13 protein-coding genes are annotated in these 16597 nt (G+C 51.2%); all 13 read left to right on the top strand.

Translation table 11 applies throughout. The annotated features are described in order from the left end of the window. The first annotated feature begins 111 nt into the window (after positions 1 to 111). Positions 112 to 1641, top strand: a complete 1530-nt coding sequence (gene pntA / locus ITX55_RS01390) for a Re/Si-specific NAD(P)(+) transhydrogenase subunit alpha (RefSeq protein ID WP_042784620.1) — start codon at positions 112 to 114, stop codon at positions 1639 to 1641. Between the two features lie 10 nt (positions 1642 to 1651). Next, positions 1652 to 3046, top strand: coding sequence for a Re/Si-specific NAD(P)(+) transhydrogenase subunit beta (gene pntB, locus ITX55_RS01395; RefSeq protein WP_197755909.1), 1395 nt, complete (start codon positions 1652 to 1654; stop codon positions 3044 to 3046). A 374-nt stretch (positions 3047 to 3420) separates the two neighbouring features. Continuing rightward, on the top strand, positions 3421 to 4203 hold the full coding sequence (locus ITX55_RS01400) for an enoyl-ACP reductase (RefSeq protein ID WP_197755910.1): 783 nt from the start codon (positions 3421 to 3423) through the stop codon (positions 4201 to 4203). A 103-nt stretch (positions 4204 to 4306) separates the two neighbouring features. After that, complete coding sequence (locus ITX55_RS01405; RefSeq protein WP_197755911.1) at positions 4307 to 5383, top strand: acyl-CoA dehydrogenase family protein; 1077 nt, start codon at positions 4307 to 4309, stop codon at positions 5381 to 5383. Then, positions 5380 to 7980 carry an aminotransferase class III-fold pyridoxal phosphate-dependent enzyme gene (locus ITX55_RS01410; protein ID WP_223084717.1) on the top strand — a complete coding sequence of 867 codons (2601 nt, stop codon included), beginning with the start codon at positions 5380 to 5382 and terminating at the stop codon, positions 7978 to 7980. Before ITX55_RS01405 ends, ITX55_RS01410 begins: the two co-directional genes overlap by 4 nt. Before the next feature lie 58 nt (positions 7981 to 8038). After that, a complete protein-coding gene (locus tag ITX55_RS01415) occupies positions 8039 to 9490 on the top strand; it encodes a bifunctional lysylphosphatidylglycerol flippase/synthetase MprF (RefSeq protein WP_197755913.1) in 1452 nt (483 codons plus the stop codon). Beyond that, on the top strand, positions 9480 to 10808 hold the full coding sequence (locus tag ITX55_RS01420; protein WP_197755914.1) for an FAD-binding oxidoreductase: 1329 nt from the start codon (positions 9480 to 9482) through the stop codon (positions 10806 to 10808). Before ITX55_RS01415 ends, ITX55_RS01420 begins: the two co-directional genes overlap by 11 nt. Then, complete coding sequence (locus ITX55_RS01425; protein WP_197755915.1) at positions 10798 to 12513, top strand: choline/carnitine O-acyltransferase; 1716 nt, start codon at positions 10798 to 10800, stop codon at positions 12511 to 12513. The genes ITX55_RS01420 and ITX55_RS01425 overlap by 11 nt, the downstream gene beginning before the upstream one ends. Further along, entirely contained in the window at positions 12510 to 13295 is a 786-nt protein-coding gene (locus tag ITX55_RS01430) for an SDR family oxidoreductase (protein ID WP_197755916.1), read from the top strand. Before ITX55_RS01425 ends, ITX55_RS01430 begins: the two co-directional genes overlap by 4 nt. Positions 13296 to 13312: 17 nt before the next feature. Continuing rightward, positions 13313 to 14320, top strand: coding sequence for a 2Fe-2S iron-sulfur cluster binding domain-containing protein (locus tag ITX55_RS01435; RefSeq protein WP_223524922.1), 1008 nt, complete (start codon positions 13313 to 13315; stop codon positions 14318 to 14320). Further along, entirely contained in the window at positions 14313 to 15467 is a 1155-nt protein-coding gene (locus ITX55_RS01440; RefSeq protein ID WP_206357496.1) for a fatty acid desaturase, read from the top strand. The genes ITX55_RS01435 and ITX55_RS01440 overlap by 8 nt, the downstream gene beginning before the upstream one ends. After that, positions 15460 to 16284 carry a fatty acid desaturase gene (locus tag ITX55_RS01445; protein WP_197755919.1) on the top strand — a complete coding sequence of 275 codons (825 nt, stop codon included), beginning with the start codon at positions 15460 to 15462 and terminating at the stop codon, positions 16282 to 16284. The genes ITX55_RS01440 and ITX55_RS01445 overlap by 8 nt, the downstream gene beginning before the upstream one ends. A 1-nt stretch (position 16285) precedes the next feature. Continuing rightward, the gene (locus ITX55_RS01450; protein ID WP_197755920.1) at positions 16286 to 16552 is read left to right on the top strand and encodes an acyl carrier protein; all 267 of its coding nucleotides are present in this window, start codon (positions 16286 to 16288) and stop codon (positions 16550 to 16552) included. Positions 16553 to 16597: the final 45 nt, after the last annotated feature.

Genomic DNA, 16597 nt, shown 5'->3' on the forward strand with positions numbered 1-16597 from the left:
AGTTGGCGTCTGAAATCAGTGCGGGCAAGTTGACGCCTCGCTCGCCGATGGCGCCGTTCTATGGGCAGGAAAATAATAAACATCATCCAAGACAGGTGAGAAGGGAACATTATGCGTATTGGTGTACCAAGAGAGCGGTTGGCCAATGAAGCCCGGGTCGCAGCCACGCCGAAAACGGTGGAACAACTGCTGAAGCTGGGTTTTACCGTCGCGATTGAACGCGGGGCGGGCAAACTGGCCAGTTTTGACGACGTCGCCTACGAAGCCGCCGGCGCGGCGCTGGTCGACGAAAACGAAGTGTGGCAGTCGGATCTGATCCTGAAAGTCAACGCGCCGCAAGACGACGAGATCGCCTTGATGCGCGAAGGCAGCACGCTGGTCAGCTTTATCTGGCCGGCGCAAAACCCCGAGCTGATGGCCAAGCTGGCGGCGCGCAACGTCACCGCGCTGGCGATGGACTCGGTGCCGCGCATCTCGCGCGCCCAGTCGATGGATGCGCTGAGCTCGATGGCCAACATCGCCGGCTACCGCGCCATCGTCGAGGCGGCGCATGAGTTCGGCCGCTTCTTCACCGGCCAGATCACCGCCGCCGGCAAAGTGCCGCCGGCCAAGGTGATGATCATCGGCGCCGGCGTGGCCGGCCTGGCGGCGATCGGCGCTGCGGGCAGCCTCGGCGCCATCGTGCGCGCCTTCGACACCCGCCCGGAAGTGAAAGAGCAGGTGCAGAGCATGGGCGCGGAATTCCTCGAGCTGGATTTTGAAGAGGAAGCGGGCAGCGGCGACGGTTACGCCAAAGTGATGTCCGAAGCCTTTATCAAGGCCGAGATGGCGCTGTTCGCCGCACAGGCGGCGGAGGTTGACATCATCGTCACCACCGCGCTGATCCCGGGTAAACCGGCGCCGAAGCTGATCACCAAAGAGATGGTGGCGTCGATGAAGCCGGGCAGCGTGATCGTCGATCTGGCGGCGCAAACCGGCGGCAACTGCGAACTGACCGTGGCCGACACCATTACCGTGACCGACAACGGCGTGAAAATCATCGGTTATACCGATCTGCCGAGCCGCTTGCCGACACAATCTTCGCAGCTGTACGGCACCAACCTGGTCAACCTGCTGAAGCTGCTGTCGAAAGAGAAGAACGGCGAGATCGATATCGATTTCGACGATACGGTGATCCGCGGCGTTACCGTGGTGCGCAGCGGTGAAATCACCTGGCCGGCGCCGCCGATCCAGGTTTCCGCCCAGCCGAAAGCGGCGCCCGCCGCCGCACCGGTCGCCAAACCTGAAGCCAAGCCGACCTCGCCGTGGCTGAAGTACGGCCTGATGGCTCTGGCGATCCTGCTGTTCGGCTGGCTGGCGGACGCAGCCCCGAAAGAGTTCCTGTCGCACTTTACCGTGTTCGCGCTGGCCTGCGTGGTCGGGTACTACGTGGTCTGGAACGTCAGCCATGCGCTGCATACCCCGTTGATGTCGGTCACCAACGCGATCTCAGGGATTATCGTGGTCGGTGCGCTGCTGCAAATTGGCCACGGCGGCTGGGTGAGTTTTCTCTCCTTTATCGCCGTGCTGATCGCCAGCATCAATATTTTCGGTGGGTTCACCGTCACTCAGCGCATGCTGAAGATGTTCCGCAAGAACTAAGGGGTAACAAATGTCTGGAGGATTGGTTACAGCTGCATACATTGTTGCCGCTATTTTGTTTATTTTCAGCCTGGCGGGCCTGTCGCGTCATGAAACGTCGAAGCGGGGCAACCTGTTCGGCGTCGCCGGCATGGCGATCGCGCTGATCGCGACCATTCTGGGGCCGGATTCCGGCAACGTCGGCTGGATCATCATCGCTATGATCATCGGCGGCTCGATCGGCGTCTATCTGGCGAAGAAGGTCGAGATGACCGAAATGCCGGAGCTGGTGGCGGTGCTGCACAGCTTCGTTGGCCTGGCCGCGGTGCTGGTCGGTTTCAACAGTTATCTGGATCACGGTGCGCCGATGGAACCGGTGATGGCGAATATCCATCTGACCGAAGTGTTCCTCGGCATCTTTATCGGTGCGGTGACCTTCACCGGGTCGATCGTCGCCTTCGGCAAGCTGCGCGGCATCATTTCTTCCAAGCCGTTGATGCTGCCGAATCGTCACAAGCTGAACCTGGCGGCGCTGGTGATCTCGTTCCTGTTGCTGGTGGCGTTCGTGCGCACCGACAGCGTGGGCTGGCAGGTGGTGACGCTGCTGCTGATGACGGCGATCGCGCTGGCGTTCGGCTGGCATCTGGTCGCCTCGATCGGCGGCGCCGACATGCCGGTGGTGGTGTCGATGCTCAACTCCTACTCGGGGTGGGCGGCGGCCGCGGCGGGCTTCATGCTGAGCAACGATCTGCTGATCGTCACCGGCGCGCTGGTGGGCTCTTCGGGGGCGATCCTGTCTTACATCATGTGCAAGGCGATGAACCGCTCGTTTATCAGCGTGATCGCCGGCGGTTTCGGCAGCGACGGTTCATCCACCGGCGATGCCGAAGAGATGGGCGAATACCGTGAAACCACGGCGGAAGAGGTGGCCGAGCAGTTGAAAAACTCCACCTCGGTGATCATCACCCCGGGCTACGGCATGGCGGTGGCGCAGGCGCAGTATCCGGTGGCGGAAATCACCGAAAAACTGCGGGCGCGCGGCGTGAAGGTGCGCTTCGGCATTCACCCGGTCGCGGGGCGCTTGCCGGGCCACATGAACGTGCTGCTGGCAGAGGCGAAGGTGCCGTACGACGTGGTGCTGGAGATGGATGAAATCAACGACGATTTCCCGGATACCGACACCGTGCTGGTGATCGGCGCCAACGATACGGTGAACCCGGCGGCGCTGGAAGATCCGCGCAGCCCGATCGCCGGCATGCCGGTATTGGAAGTGTGGAAAGCGCAGAACGTGATCGCGTTCAAACGGTCGATGAACACCGGCTACGCCGGCGTGCAGAACCCGCTGTTCTTCAAGGAGAACACCCAAATGCTGTTTGGCGACGCCAAAGACAGCGTGGAAGCGATTTTGCGGGCGTTGCAAAAATAAAGTAGTCAAAACGAAAGCTAGGAAAGGCTTTGGGAAGCCATCATATCGGCCTCAGGTAATAACCTGAGGCCGATTGCATTATATTGATGTATTCAGCGGTTTTATTTTTTCTATGTCTGTGGAGTTTAATTAATTTGAATGTATTTTTTATCATCTATAAATAACTTTGATATTAAACGTGTATGCTTTACTCATGTTATTTAATGTTAAAAAATAAAAGAAAAAATAATAATAAATGCAATCAAAATAAATTAACTGGTCTAATATGTTGATTTTTTCTCATGCGCTACTGTGTTAACTGTTGGTTAATTAAGCGTGTCGTATTGTTCTTCTGTACGAATAGTGTTATTTATGGCTTTTCAGGGTTGCTAATAATGAGTCTATTGACAGGCAAAAGGTTCTTAATTTCCGGTGTTGCCAGCGATCGTTCTATCGCGACGGGTATTGCTGAAGCTCTATATGCGCAAGGTGCGGAATGTGCTTTCACTTATCTGAATGATAAATTGAAGGCGCGCGTTGAGAAGGTCGCTGAACGGTGTGGTTCGTCATTACTTTTCCCATGCGATGTTAATTCGGATGCGCAAATCGAAGCGCTATTCGAGAACCTATCACGCCAATGGCCTACTTTTGATGGTTTTGTACATGCCATCGCTTTTGCGCCTGCAGATCAACTGGACGGTGATTATTTGGAGTCGGTCACGCGTGAAGGCTTCCGTATTGCTCACGATGTCAGCTCCTACAGCTTTGCCGCGATGGCAAAGGCGGCCAAGCCTTTCCTTAATCCCGGCTCCTCGCTTATTACGCTTAGCTATCTTGGGGCGGAGCGTTCAATACCAAATTACAACGTCATGGGGCTGGCCAAGGCTTCTCTGGAAGCCAACGTCCGTTTTATGGCGGCAAGCCTTGGCAAGCTCGATATCCGCGTCAATGCCATTTCAGCCGGCCCCATCCGCACCCTAGCCGCCGCGGGTATTGCCAATTTCAAAACGATATTGCATCAATTTGAATTAAGCGCGCCATTAAAGCGTTGCGTTACCATTGAGGAAGTCGGCAATATCGCTGTGTTCTTGGCGAGCGATTTATCGTCGGCGATGACGGCCCAAGTATTGTATGCCGATAATGGTTTCAGCACGACGGCATTAGCCGTTTCCTCGTAATGCATTGATAAACATGTCTGTAAAAATTAGCGCGCCAGTGTTTTGTTACTGACCGGGGAATTTTTTTAGATTAGTCGAAATAATTTATAGCGATGGTGAAGATATGTTCAACAACACGATGCCTTGTAATCATCATGCCATATTACAGGGGTTCATTGCGCAGACCAACGGCCGCGACTTGCTTGAATTGGAGTCTTTACCGCCGCAACAAATTAAAGCGCTAATTGCTCAAAGCCAACTTCCCGCACTGATTATTCCTACCGGATTTGGCGGTCTGGGGATGCCATTGGCCGATGCGTTGGAGATTGTCCATTTTATTGCCGGCGTTTGCCCTTCGGCAGCCTTGATGCTTTGCATGCATTATCATGTCGTCTCCACCGTCGCCGCGTACCCTCAGGATTTTCCGTTTGCGGAGCGGTTGTTGAGCGATATTGCCGAAAATGGCAAGTTGATGGCGTCGGCGTTTGCCGAAAGCACCGGTAACCAGGATATTTTCCACACCAGCGTAACCGCCAGCTTGCAGGCTGATGGTGGGCTGGCCATTTCCGGCAGCAAGAAGCCATGCACCATGAGCCATATTGCGGATTATTATGCCGTATCGGTAATCACAAAGCAGGGCACCCCGGGCATTGCAATTATTTCAGGCGCTGAGAAAGGCCTTAGCCGCGATGCTTTCTGGCCGGGTGATGTTCTCGTGGGAACGGATAGCCATGAAATAATTTTCAATCATGTTCAGGTTGCCAGGACATGGACCGTATTGGCTGAAGATGAAGCATTCGAAATGTACCTTAACACCGGGTTGGTTAACTTCAATCTCTTTGTTGGCGCAGCTTACACTGGGGTATGCGATCGTCTCACGACCCATCTGGTGCCGCAAGCTTTGCAGGCACCTGCGATCGGCATTCCATTACTCGGTATTTTGACTCAGTGTTTTTATAGCGTGCGTGGCTTGGCGGACAAGGTCCATCCTGAGAATCTCGCGTGGTTGGTGCCAAGGGTTTTGGCGCTGCGCTATCGCATTCAAACCTCTCTCAAAGAAGCCAAGTCTATCGTTTTTGAAAATATTGGCGCTCAGCGTTATCTCACTAATGACGCTGTTCACTACCTGGCAAAGACCGTTGATCTGCTGGCTTTTCACCCGGTGACGCGATTTGGCTTTGAACAGCAGCTGAATAAGTGAAAGGGGTTTTTACCGTGAAATGTCAGCCTTATCGCCAATCCATACTGGAAAAATTCCAGCTAAATCTTAAGATTGTACGCAGCAAGGGGGCCTATCATTACGACGACCAAGGCCGGAAAATACTGGATGGTGTTTCCCAATATGGTGCATTGCCGTTGGGACATAATTCCGATGAGATCGTAACGGTTATCACGGACTATCTGCAAGCCGAGGCGCCTAACTTTATTCAGCCATTTGTGCCGCAGAGCACCGCCATGTTGGCTGAGCGATTAATTGAGATTGCAGGGCGCGGTTATGACAATGTTGTCTTTGCCAACACAGGAACCGAATCCGTCGAGGCGGCGTTTAAACTCGCCCGTTTGAAAACCGGTCGACGGCATATTCTATCGCTGACAAATTCGTTTCACGGTAAAACCTTTTCTTCATTATCAGCGACCGGCAGCGATCGTTACGCCGATCCTAAAATCATTGATCTGGAGCACTTCGATAAAGTGCCGATGAACGATGTCAAAGCGTTAAAAAACGCGCTTGAGTTACAAAAGTATGCCGCTTTCATCATGGAGCCTGTTCAGGGGGAAGGCGGCATGATACCTGCCGATGCGGCATTTGTGCGTGAGGCGGCGGCCTTGTGCAAGCAATACGGTACGCTGTTCATTCTTGACGAGATACAAACCGGCATGGGGCGCACGGGCGAAATGCTTGCTATGCACCGTTATGCGGTTGAGGCAGATGTTGTTCTGTTATCAAAAGCGTTGGGTGGGGGGATGATTCCGATCGGCGCGTTGATTATAAAACGTGGTGTCTATAACCGCGAATTCGATAAGAAACACAGTTCCACGTTTGCGAATGGCGGGCTGGCTTGTGCCGTCGGATTGGGGGTTGTGGATGCATTATTGGCCCAGGAAAAATTGCTACTCGAACATGTGAAGGAATGCGAAACGTTACTGCTTTATCAATTTGAGCTGCTGGCGAAAAAATACCCGAATAGTTTCGCTTATAGCGGCGTCGGAATGATGTATGCACTGCATTTTAGTGATATCACAACAGAAGGTAATTACATTATAAACTATGCGCAAAAAAGCGATCTGCTGTCTTTATTGATCTGTGGTTATCTGGTTAATGAGAAAGGCATTTTTTGCATGCCTCTGCTTAACAACACTCAAGGCGGAAGCATTCGATTCCAGCCTGCTTTAAACATTAGTAAAGTTGAGCTGATGCGTTTTTTAGGGGCGTTCGAAGATGTTTGCAAAATAATTAATGACAAGCGATATGATATTCTCATGGGGTATTTGGTAGGTTATAAGCCTGCTGTACAAGCGCGGAATATAGCGCAGGCAAGGAAAGAAGAAAGGGTGAGATTATCCCCCAAACCTGCCAGCGGGGAGCACTACCGTTTTGCTTTCTTGCTGCATTCAACCAGCCCAGAAGACATCTGCAAAGGTTTTCCGAACGCCATAAAAAGGCATTTTTCTCCCTCCCAGCAGCGTGAGCTGGCGGGCTGGTTTTTCTCATTTGGTGAAATTGAAAACTCACCCGAGGTAGTGTTTGAGTTTTCTATGGCGAGCCCTCAGGGCAATACCGTGAACGGCGCGATAATCTATAGCCCTGTGAGCCCGCAGACCATGTTGAAATTGAAGCGCGCAGAAAAACAGATTTTGATGAACAACTACTTAGCGCACGCCGAAGAATTTGGTGCCAGTTTGGTGGGGTTAGGCGCCTATACATCGGTCATCTCTAAAGGAGGGCTTGACGTTGCCTCTGCGCCGTTTAACTTCACCACTGGCAACAGTTTTACGGCGATTGCCAGTTGCAATGCAGTTATCGAATTGCTTGGTGACGATATTGGCGGCAAACATTTAATGATACTTGGCGCCCGTGGTTCCGTAGGACGCCTTGCGCTCATGACGCTATCTCAACAATTTGGTCAGGTCGATATCGTTGGCAGTATGAATTCGACCGCAGAGGAGCACCTGATCAACTTGCGTAATGTTTTGGTCGAAATACTGCATAGCGAGTCGCTGCTTTCTGAGAATTCCGCTGCCGGAAAATTGTTGGCATGGACTAAAGCGTTAGGATTAGACACGGCATTGCAGGCAGCGAGTCACCCGGAGGCGATTGAACTTATCCAGTCGGTAATAGAGTATGGCAAGCAGCAAGGCCAGGAGAGCTTCAACATTTTCATTGGCCTGGAAAATACCTCTATCTCCCCAGCGCTGGATTGCGTCTTCTCCGCCACTAGTGAAGGAAAGTCATTCATTCTGGCTGACATTTTCCCTCCTTCTTGCCATATCTTCGATGTTGCGCGGCCGTTTGATGTCTTGAATGAAGAGAATGATCGCCAGGTTTATGAAGGTGGGTTGGTTCATTTGCCAGATCGTCGAGCCATGTTAAGCGATTGCAATATCATCGGTTGCCGCCCAGGAGTTAGTCTGGCTTGCCTGTCAGAAACCATCATGCTCAGTATGGAGCAAGTTGATAGCAGTTACAGTTTGGGTAAGGAAATTGGCTATAGCCAAATGAAAAAAGTAGCTGGCATTGCTGAAAAACATGGGTTTAGCCATTTTATTGAATACGGGAACCAGTCAAAAACGTACTGATTTCGATGTGTCTGGATACGAGATTTAACGAATTCATCTCTGTTATGAAGGGTTAACTATGGATGCGGTAAACAGTTTCGAAACACGTAATACGCGAATTATGGTTCGTAGTGAGTATGGTTTTTTGCTTTTGGCTAGTCTATTCGTCACATTTTATCATTGGCAGGAGTTGAGATTAATTCCACTGATTTTTCTTTTCGCTTATATTGATGTAATTGGTTATATTCCAGGTGCTATTGCGTATAGAATGCATAAGGGTAATGTGCCTGAAATTTACTATTTTCTATACAATGCGACCCACAACTTTGTTACTGCGACGCTGGTTGCCCTGGCATGGTGCTATTTCGTCAGGGTGGAGTGGGCACTAATGGGGATACTTATTCACCTATTTGGCGATCGCAGCCTTTTTGGCAATGAGTTCAAATCTAGGTGCATGTCTTTTGAACCAAAAAAGAATACGTTGTTCAGGCGGTTCGAAACGCTTCTGGCACAGTCGCGGCGCCTGGTTTCTCAAGCGATGGCCCCATCCAGGCAGCTGATGCTCACCGAAAAGTATGGTGACCATCCCTCACTGTTTTTAGCCATGAACCGCAAAATATCCACGTTTTGCGTCGACAGCATTGTTGGTTATGTTCCGTATCAGGATGATGGTCGTTGTTTATTTATTTTGACCGGCGTAGTGAGTAGGGAGGATGAACGATTGGTTCTGCTGCGACATTTCATTCAGTTTGCGCAGGAAAATCATCGAGACGTTTGTGCAGTGCAATTACAGAAGAAGCAGGCTGAACTATTTTCAACATGCGGTTTTCAGGTTAATCAAATGGGGTGTTCTTATACTCTGGACTTGAAGGAACATACCGTTGATGGCTCGGAGTTTATGAGCCTGCGCAACAAAATAAGCCGAGCGAAGAAAGCTGGAGTAACAGTACATGAGTTAGGGGTGGACATTCCACTGGGGGCAGAGCCTCGGCGCATGTTAGATGAAGTCACTAAAGTTTGGCTGGCTGAAAAAGGCAAGAAAAAGCTGCTTTCTTTCATGGTCGGTGAGCTGAACGCGAGCAGTCTGGATAAAGAACGTGTCTTTGTGGCGATAAAAGATGCGAATATTATCGGTTTTATCAGCTATGCGCCAAGTTTTGGTGAGTACTCCGGCTGGATGCACGATCTGACGCGCCGTTTGGCGAACATACCGCCTGGTACAATGGAATTGATTAATATTAATGCTATTGAGCGATTTAAATCGGAAGGTGTCCGTTATCTGAGTTTCGGTTTCACGCCTTTCTATGGCGTCACCGAGTCTGAGGATGCATTCGAATCGAGAAGCAAATTATTAAGCCGCATAATTAAATGGCTGGAGAAATATGGTCAGAGGATTTACCCCGCCAGAAGCCAAGTCGCTTATAAGCAAAAGTGGCAGCCGATGACCGTCAGTCCAGAATATTTTGCGGTTTATAAGCGTTTTCGCCTGTCACATCTTATCCGGTTAATGAAGCTATCGAATGCCTTATAATATGATGTCTGAATCAGTTTTGAATAATGTTTGGGAGCGGCGGGCTGCGTCTTTTGCGGGCAGCAAGCTGGTTGAAAACATCGAGTGCGACCACCTGATTATTGGCGCAGGTTTTACCGGGCTGTCAATGGCCTATCATTTGCTGCGCAGAGCAGGATCGCGCAAAAAGGTGGTGGTTATTGATGCCAGGGAACTGGGAGCCGGTGCGAGCGGCCGTAACTCGGGCATGCTGGGGCCGGGTATCGGCGCCCAATACTATTTATTAGAGAAACGATATGGGCGACTGCAGGCGAAAGCTCTATTTCAGCAGACGCTGGATGCCGTCAAATACAGTATCGGTCTGATCGAAAGAGAAAACTTCGACTGTGACATGGTTATAGGTAGTCAGTTCAAAGTGGCTACCAACGCCGCCAACGAAAAACGGTTGCGCCAGGAAGCGCTGGCGTTAAATCGGGCAGAATTTAACACTGCGATGTTGGAGGGCGATGCTATCAGAAACATTGTGAATGCGCCAGCCTATCACTTTGGATTGGAATATCGCGGTACGGCGACTATCAACCCCGCCAAATTGCTCTTTGCCATGGCGAGTCAAGTGACCAGTTTGGGAGGGAAAATATACCTGAATGCGCCTTGTCAGGCCTTGCAGAGACATTGCGCCACAAGTCACGGGATTAAGATCCGCTTTGAGCGCGCCGTGGCAGCCACCAACGGCTACGCGCCACTATTGGGCATGCAGCCTGGGCGGGTGATCCCCGTGTCGACATCTTTGCTGCTTTCCGCCCCCATGTCAGGGGCGCAACGATCGGCATTGGGAATGGCAAGGCAGCACGCGATTATAGACAGCCGGAGAATATTTAATTATTTCCGTCTGACGCCGGATCACCGGTTGTTATTTGGTGGCGGCGTTCCTTTCTATTCAAGCGCCGCCGTCATGGCCAGACAGTTTAAGCACATGCCTGAACCTGCAGCCTTCTGTGAAAGATTATCGGCTGATTTACAACGCTATTTGCCTCAATTGGGCGGTCTCGCTATTGAGCAGTTCTGGAGCGGAACCATTGGCGTTACGTTGGATAACTTCCCCGTAGTCAGCATTAATGAGGGAACTGTGGACGCGGTCTTGGGATGCTGCGGCCATGGCCTGGCGCTGTCATTAGCGTATGGCGCGATTTACGCGGAACAAAGGGGGACGATAATGCGCGAAGACTATCCGTGGCGCCGCACCAATGCCCCTTATTTATCCCCCGCGCCATTATTACCGCTGGCAAGCAATGGCTACATTCAATTCTTGCGTTGGAGGGATCGGCGAGATGAACGCTAACCAGAATACGAAGGCGACCAGCAAGTCTAAAGTGTTACCGGAAACCGCGTTGTCTCTTCGCGGGCTCTATCGTCAATTATTTGATTGTGTCCATATTATCAACGGTTACGGCAAGATTCGCAGCCATTGGGTGAGTGCGGTATTCATCGCATCGGTGAGTCTGTTCCATGGCCTGGATTGTCTGCGGCGTAAGATAATCCCGCGCCAGGGGCGATATGCCTATAGTGTGGCCCATTTCTATTTGTCTTGTCGAGAGAGCCTGCCTTTCTTTAATAACTTCCCCATCACACTGGCGAATCGTTCGAGATGTGATGAGGTTCCTGACGCACTCGCCGCTTGGTTATGCAAAGCGTATCAGGAGGGAAATCACAGTTCAGACATTGCGGCGCTTTTCAGTACCTTCCGACTGCCGGGGCGCTTTTGCGATACTTTGTCGACCCCAGTTCCTGCAGAGTACTTCGCCATCTTGCATGCTGGCTCGGTGATTCGGGTTCCGCTGGACTACTGTGGCAATCCCGCCGCGCTGTCCGCCTTACTGAAGGCGGTAATGCAGCGGAAACCGGCAGGAGGCGCTGGCCTCACCCTCTCTGAATGCGCCAGCTATCATCGGCGCGGCTGGTCGAAAATATCTCGACGCCTGCAGGGGCCAGGTCGGGATGCACTGCATATCCTGCAGCAGAGCCGTTTTGTTCTGTGTCTCGATAAGACACAACAAACCGATACGGCAAGGGGCGCGCGATTTGCGCACCTGCACAATCGGTTCTGCGATAAAGCTATCCAGATTTGCGCCGATCTTGGCACCGGCCAACTGATGCTGCTTTGCGAGCACGCCGCTGTGGATGCGGCAGCCGCCAATCGCCTGATTGATCAACTGGCTTGCCGACCGCTGGTCTCAACGCCTGTTGAAGACCCCAAGCCATTGCCCCTGCTAACTTATTTCAGCAACGCCGTCGACAGCCAATGCTGCAACGCTACGAACAGCGCGAAAATCCGCCGCTACCTGGCGCACTGGAAAGCGAGATTCGACTGCGCCGCGGGTTTTGTCAACACACGCCAGCCGGAGGTGTTGCGAGCCCAAGGCATTTCCACGGATTTGGTGATCCAACTGGCGATCTATGCGGCATTTCGCGACTGCGTCGGTCGAAACGCCAGTATGTATGAACCGGTTTCATTGGCGGCGATACCGGGCCGCAGCCTGGATTTCATCAATCCGGTCAATCCAGCAATGTTGGCGTTCGGGCGCAATAGCTCTCCACGCCAGAGAGTCGCCTGCCTGAGGGAGGCGACCCGCCAGCATCATGCCCAAATCACGCGAGCTAAAGAGGGGATGGGCATGCTCTCACACTTACTGCATATGACGTATTTTTCTTCGCTGGGCGGCGCTTTTAACGCAATAAATCAGTGGTTGATGCGTGGTTGCTTGTTAACGGTGATACCTGCAATCCGGTTTATCTATCAACGTGATGTTATGGCTTCAAATGGCATGGCGCATCCCGGTATCACGTCATTCGGTACGTTGTGCCATCAGCCTGCCATGGCGGGGGTCGGCTACCTTATCAGCCGAAATGGGATCGCTCTTGACGTTGTTTCGAGCCACGCCATTTCTGGTGGCGTTTGCCCGCACAAACTTGTTCGGCGCATAGAAGCCAATATCCGCAGCATTGCCGACGCTGTGCCTGATTATGGCGGTGGGGAGAAGATATGAAACTGAATAAATACGCCGTCATTACAGGCGCATCTTCGGGTATTGGCTATGCGCTTTGCTGGCAGGCCCTCTTGCGGGGCTATATCCCGATTATGGTCGCCAATGATGAGGCCAAATTGGCAGTCGCGGCTCAGCGGTTGAGCCAAGGTGCCGGCGCGGACATCATCACATTGCCCTGCAATCTTGCCGATATGGATTCACTGGACGATTTGATGTCGCGCTTAATGCCTTATATCGAGTCTATCGAGGTGTTCATCAACAACGCAGGGATTGGTCAGGCAGGGGAGTTTGTCAATTTCTCGCTAGACGAGCATCGAAACATGTTGGCAATCAACATCAACGCTCTGGTGACGCTAAGCCACTTTATTACCCGGCATTTCATACAGAAGAAGCGGGGATATTTAATGAATGTCGCGTCACTGGCGGCATTTCAGCCTGGGCCTTATTACGCCGGTTATTACGCCACCAAGTCTTACATCCTGCACTTTACTGAGGGGCTGGCGGTGGAAATGGCCAGGCATAACGTGGTCTGCAGCGCGCTTTGTCCCGGCACGACTCGCACTTTATTCCACCAACGCGCCGGTTCAACGGAAACCGGTTTGGCCAACGGGCTGTTTGGCATCGTCATGAGCGCCGATAACGTGGCTAGGGTCGGATTCGCCGGGTTGCTGAAAAGACGTGCGGTGATTGTGCCGGGCATCGTCAATACGCTGGCCATGTGGTCGGTTCGCTGTGGGCCACGCTGGCTGGTGCGGCGGATAACGGCATCGATCAATCAATGATGCGAAAGGTGGAACTGATGTTCTCTTTGTTTAAAAAAAAGCAGCCCTTTGTGGGTGAGATCGGCGGCAGAAGCTGCACGTTAAACCGACAAAGCACCATTTTAGACAGCATTTTGTCTGAAGGCATGGATGTGCCGTACTCCTGTCAAGTAGGCGCTTGTCGCCAGTGCCTGGTGCAGGTCAAACAAGGGAAGGCCAGGTCGCTAATTGATCTCGGCGTTGTGCTTTCGCAGGAACAACTCTCCCAAGGCTATATTTTAGCATGCCAAGCAATTCCGCAGAGTGATCTGGTATTGGATTTTGCCCAGGACAATCACGCCGCAAGCGTTGCGCTCGGCGCGCTGGCGAGCATACAGCAGCTTAACGACTATGTGTTTCGCGTGACGATCAATACGCCGTTGGCGGCGCAAATTGGTCAGAGCGTGATGGTGACGATACCCGCGAGCGGGCAAGGCCGTTTTTACTCGATTGCCGCTAAGCCGGAAGGCCAGATCGTATTGGATATTGCTCGGCAGGAACAAGGAATTTGCTCGACCTGGTTAACTGACCAGCGACATCTTGCGCAGCCCGTTGAGTTGGGCGAGCCCAAGGGGCGATTCGGCGGCTCTGTTGCCTTGCGCAAGCAGTGCGTCGCGATTGCCGGCGGTTCGGCGTTGGGCATGGTGCTGGGTGTGTTGGAACAGCATCTGTTGAGCTGCTCCATTCAGGACGTTACGTTGATTCATGCGGTTCGTACCCGCTCTCATGCCTATGATCTTGAACGTCTTGAAAGAATGCGCGCAACATATTCCGGATTCGAATATCTGATTGCATTATCACGCGATGTTTACGAAGACGGCCAATTTATCGCCAGTAGGGTGCCGGCATGGTTGCAGCAGCGGTGCCAGCGGCAGGCGGCGGCTGAACACTATTTGATGTGTGGTTCCGACTCTCTGGTTCAGGCTTGTCTCGCGATCCTGAAAACACATTGGGTCGAAACCCCTCAATGGGAAGCAGAGTCTTTTGGTGCTAATTCGATTGGATAAAGGTGATGTTTTGCGTTATTTAAAATTTTCAATTGTGCCGCTTTTCTATCTGCCGTTGCTTATCGTAGCCAGCCTATTGGGCGGGTGGTTTCCGTTGGCCAACCTGGCGTTTATTATCCTGTGTTATTTTACCCTGGATAAATTTAGCGAAGCGCAGGAAAAAAGAGAGATACTCCGTTGGCCATGGCTGCTTGATGCCATGATGTATTTATACCTACTGCTTTCTCTGGTGGCGATCGCTGCCGTTCTCGCTTCAGCCAGTGGTGGGCAAAATGCAATACTGTCGTGGGCGGATGAAGAATTTGGTATGAGTATCTCGCCTTTGGCTTCGGCATCGTTCTTCAGTATTTTGGCGGCGGCTATCAGCACAGGGTTTGTGCTCAGTATCAATATGGTAGTTGGGCATGAGCTGACCCACCGGACTGTAAGCAAATTCGATATTTTTATGGGCAACTTAGCGCTTTCCATCGTAGGTGACAGCCAATTCGCTATCTCACATATTTACTGCCATCACAAAAATGTGGCAACACCGCTCGATGCGGCCACCGCGCGTCGAGGGGAGAGTATTTATCGTTTTATTATTCGCTCTTCATTAGAACAATATCGTGAAGCGTGGCAGTTCGAAAAGTCTCGGTTAATTAAAACGTCGCGATCGGTATTCAGCCCCGCCAATCGTTTACTGTTATGGATTTCCCTTACATTCGTCATCGCGATCACCGCCTTTATCATGGCCGGATGGGTGGGAGGGCTGCTTTATATCTTAATCGCCGCCGTATCAAAAATAACGTATGAAAGCACCAATTACATACAACACTATGGTTTGGTGCGAATTCCTGGCCAACGGGTGCGCACGGACCACAGCTGGGATTGCCGTAGCGCATTCTCTTCAGCGGTATTGCTCAACCTCACCCGGCATTCGGATCATCATGCCAGCCCGAATAAAGCGTATTGGCACCTGGATACCACTAATAGCCGCATGCTGATCGATCAAGGCTACGTCGTGCAAATTGTACGGGCGCTGTACCCAACCTATTGGTTCAACATGATGGAAGAAAAACTGTTGTATTGGGAGTTGCATCACGCGACGGAGGATGAGAGAGAGATTATCGCACAGCAACGACAAGCATGGAGAAAAGAAAATGTTTAAACATAGTATACGTGATGGCATTCTGGTCGTGCTGTGCGCATTGCATATCGCTTTTTGGATTGTGCCAGTTATTTATTATAACCAACTCAGTATTATCTCTTTGCTGTTGTTTGCAGTAGTAAACATTGCGCTGATGTGCACCAATTATCAATGTATAGCGCATAATTTTATCCATAATCCGTTTTTTAAATCCACTTTGCTGAACAATGCATTCTCAATAGCTAACAGCATCGCGTTGGGTATGCCGCAGTCATTTTATAAAGTGCATCATATTAATCATCATACCTATAATAATGATGACTGGTGCAATGGTGTGCCGCCAGGGGATAAATCCTCGCTATTTTATTATGGTAGAAATGGAGGCCAAGAGGGGATGCTTCGTTATACGGCGCTCAGCTATTTCCGCCTCTCGTTGATTCAGCTGTTTAAGGATGGTTATCAGCGAACAGGCCGCTTGGTTTTATTCGAGGTACTCGCGGTGCTGGTTTTTATGGCGGTGCTGGGGTGTATTAATTCATGGGCATTTTTAGTTTTTGTGATTCCGGTTCATTATCTGGGTACATCAATGGCGTCGCTGGAAAATTATGCCGAGCATCATGAGTGTGAACCCGACAATGCCTTAAGCAACTCGGTAAGTTGCTATTCGTCTTGGTATAATTTTCTTTGGTTTAACAATGGTTACCATCAGGAGCACCACTGTGAGCCGGGCCTCCACTGGACGCGTTTACCCAAGGCGCGTGAAAGAATGTTGAGTAGCCAGCAGAGAAAAGTGGTTAAAAGATGTCATTTAATTAGCCTGTTTACTGTGAGGAAGTAAAATGGAGCGGTCTGCTTTTTATGAAATGCTATACGACATCATTGGAAATGTTCGTGCAGATTCATTGAGTGTATTGCAAACGTTGAAAAGTGAGGGTGAATTGCATGCATTAGATATTCATTCGTTGGGGTTAGACTCTGTAGAAATGTTTGAGATGATTGGTTATATAGAAGAACAATATTCAATCAAAATCCCTGATGCCCAGATATTCTCGTTTAAAACCGTGGGCGAAATAAAACAGGCAGTGGAAGGCAATGGATGTTACTAGTATTTTGATAATGCGACCTATTTTCAAACGATGACTGGGGTTTTA

The sequence above is a fragment of the Serratia sp. EWG9 genome (genome assembly GCF_019913725.1).
GTDB lineage: Bacteria > Pseudomonadota > Gammaproteobacteria > Enterobacterales > Enterobacteriaceae > Serratia > Serratia ureilytica.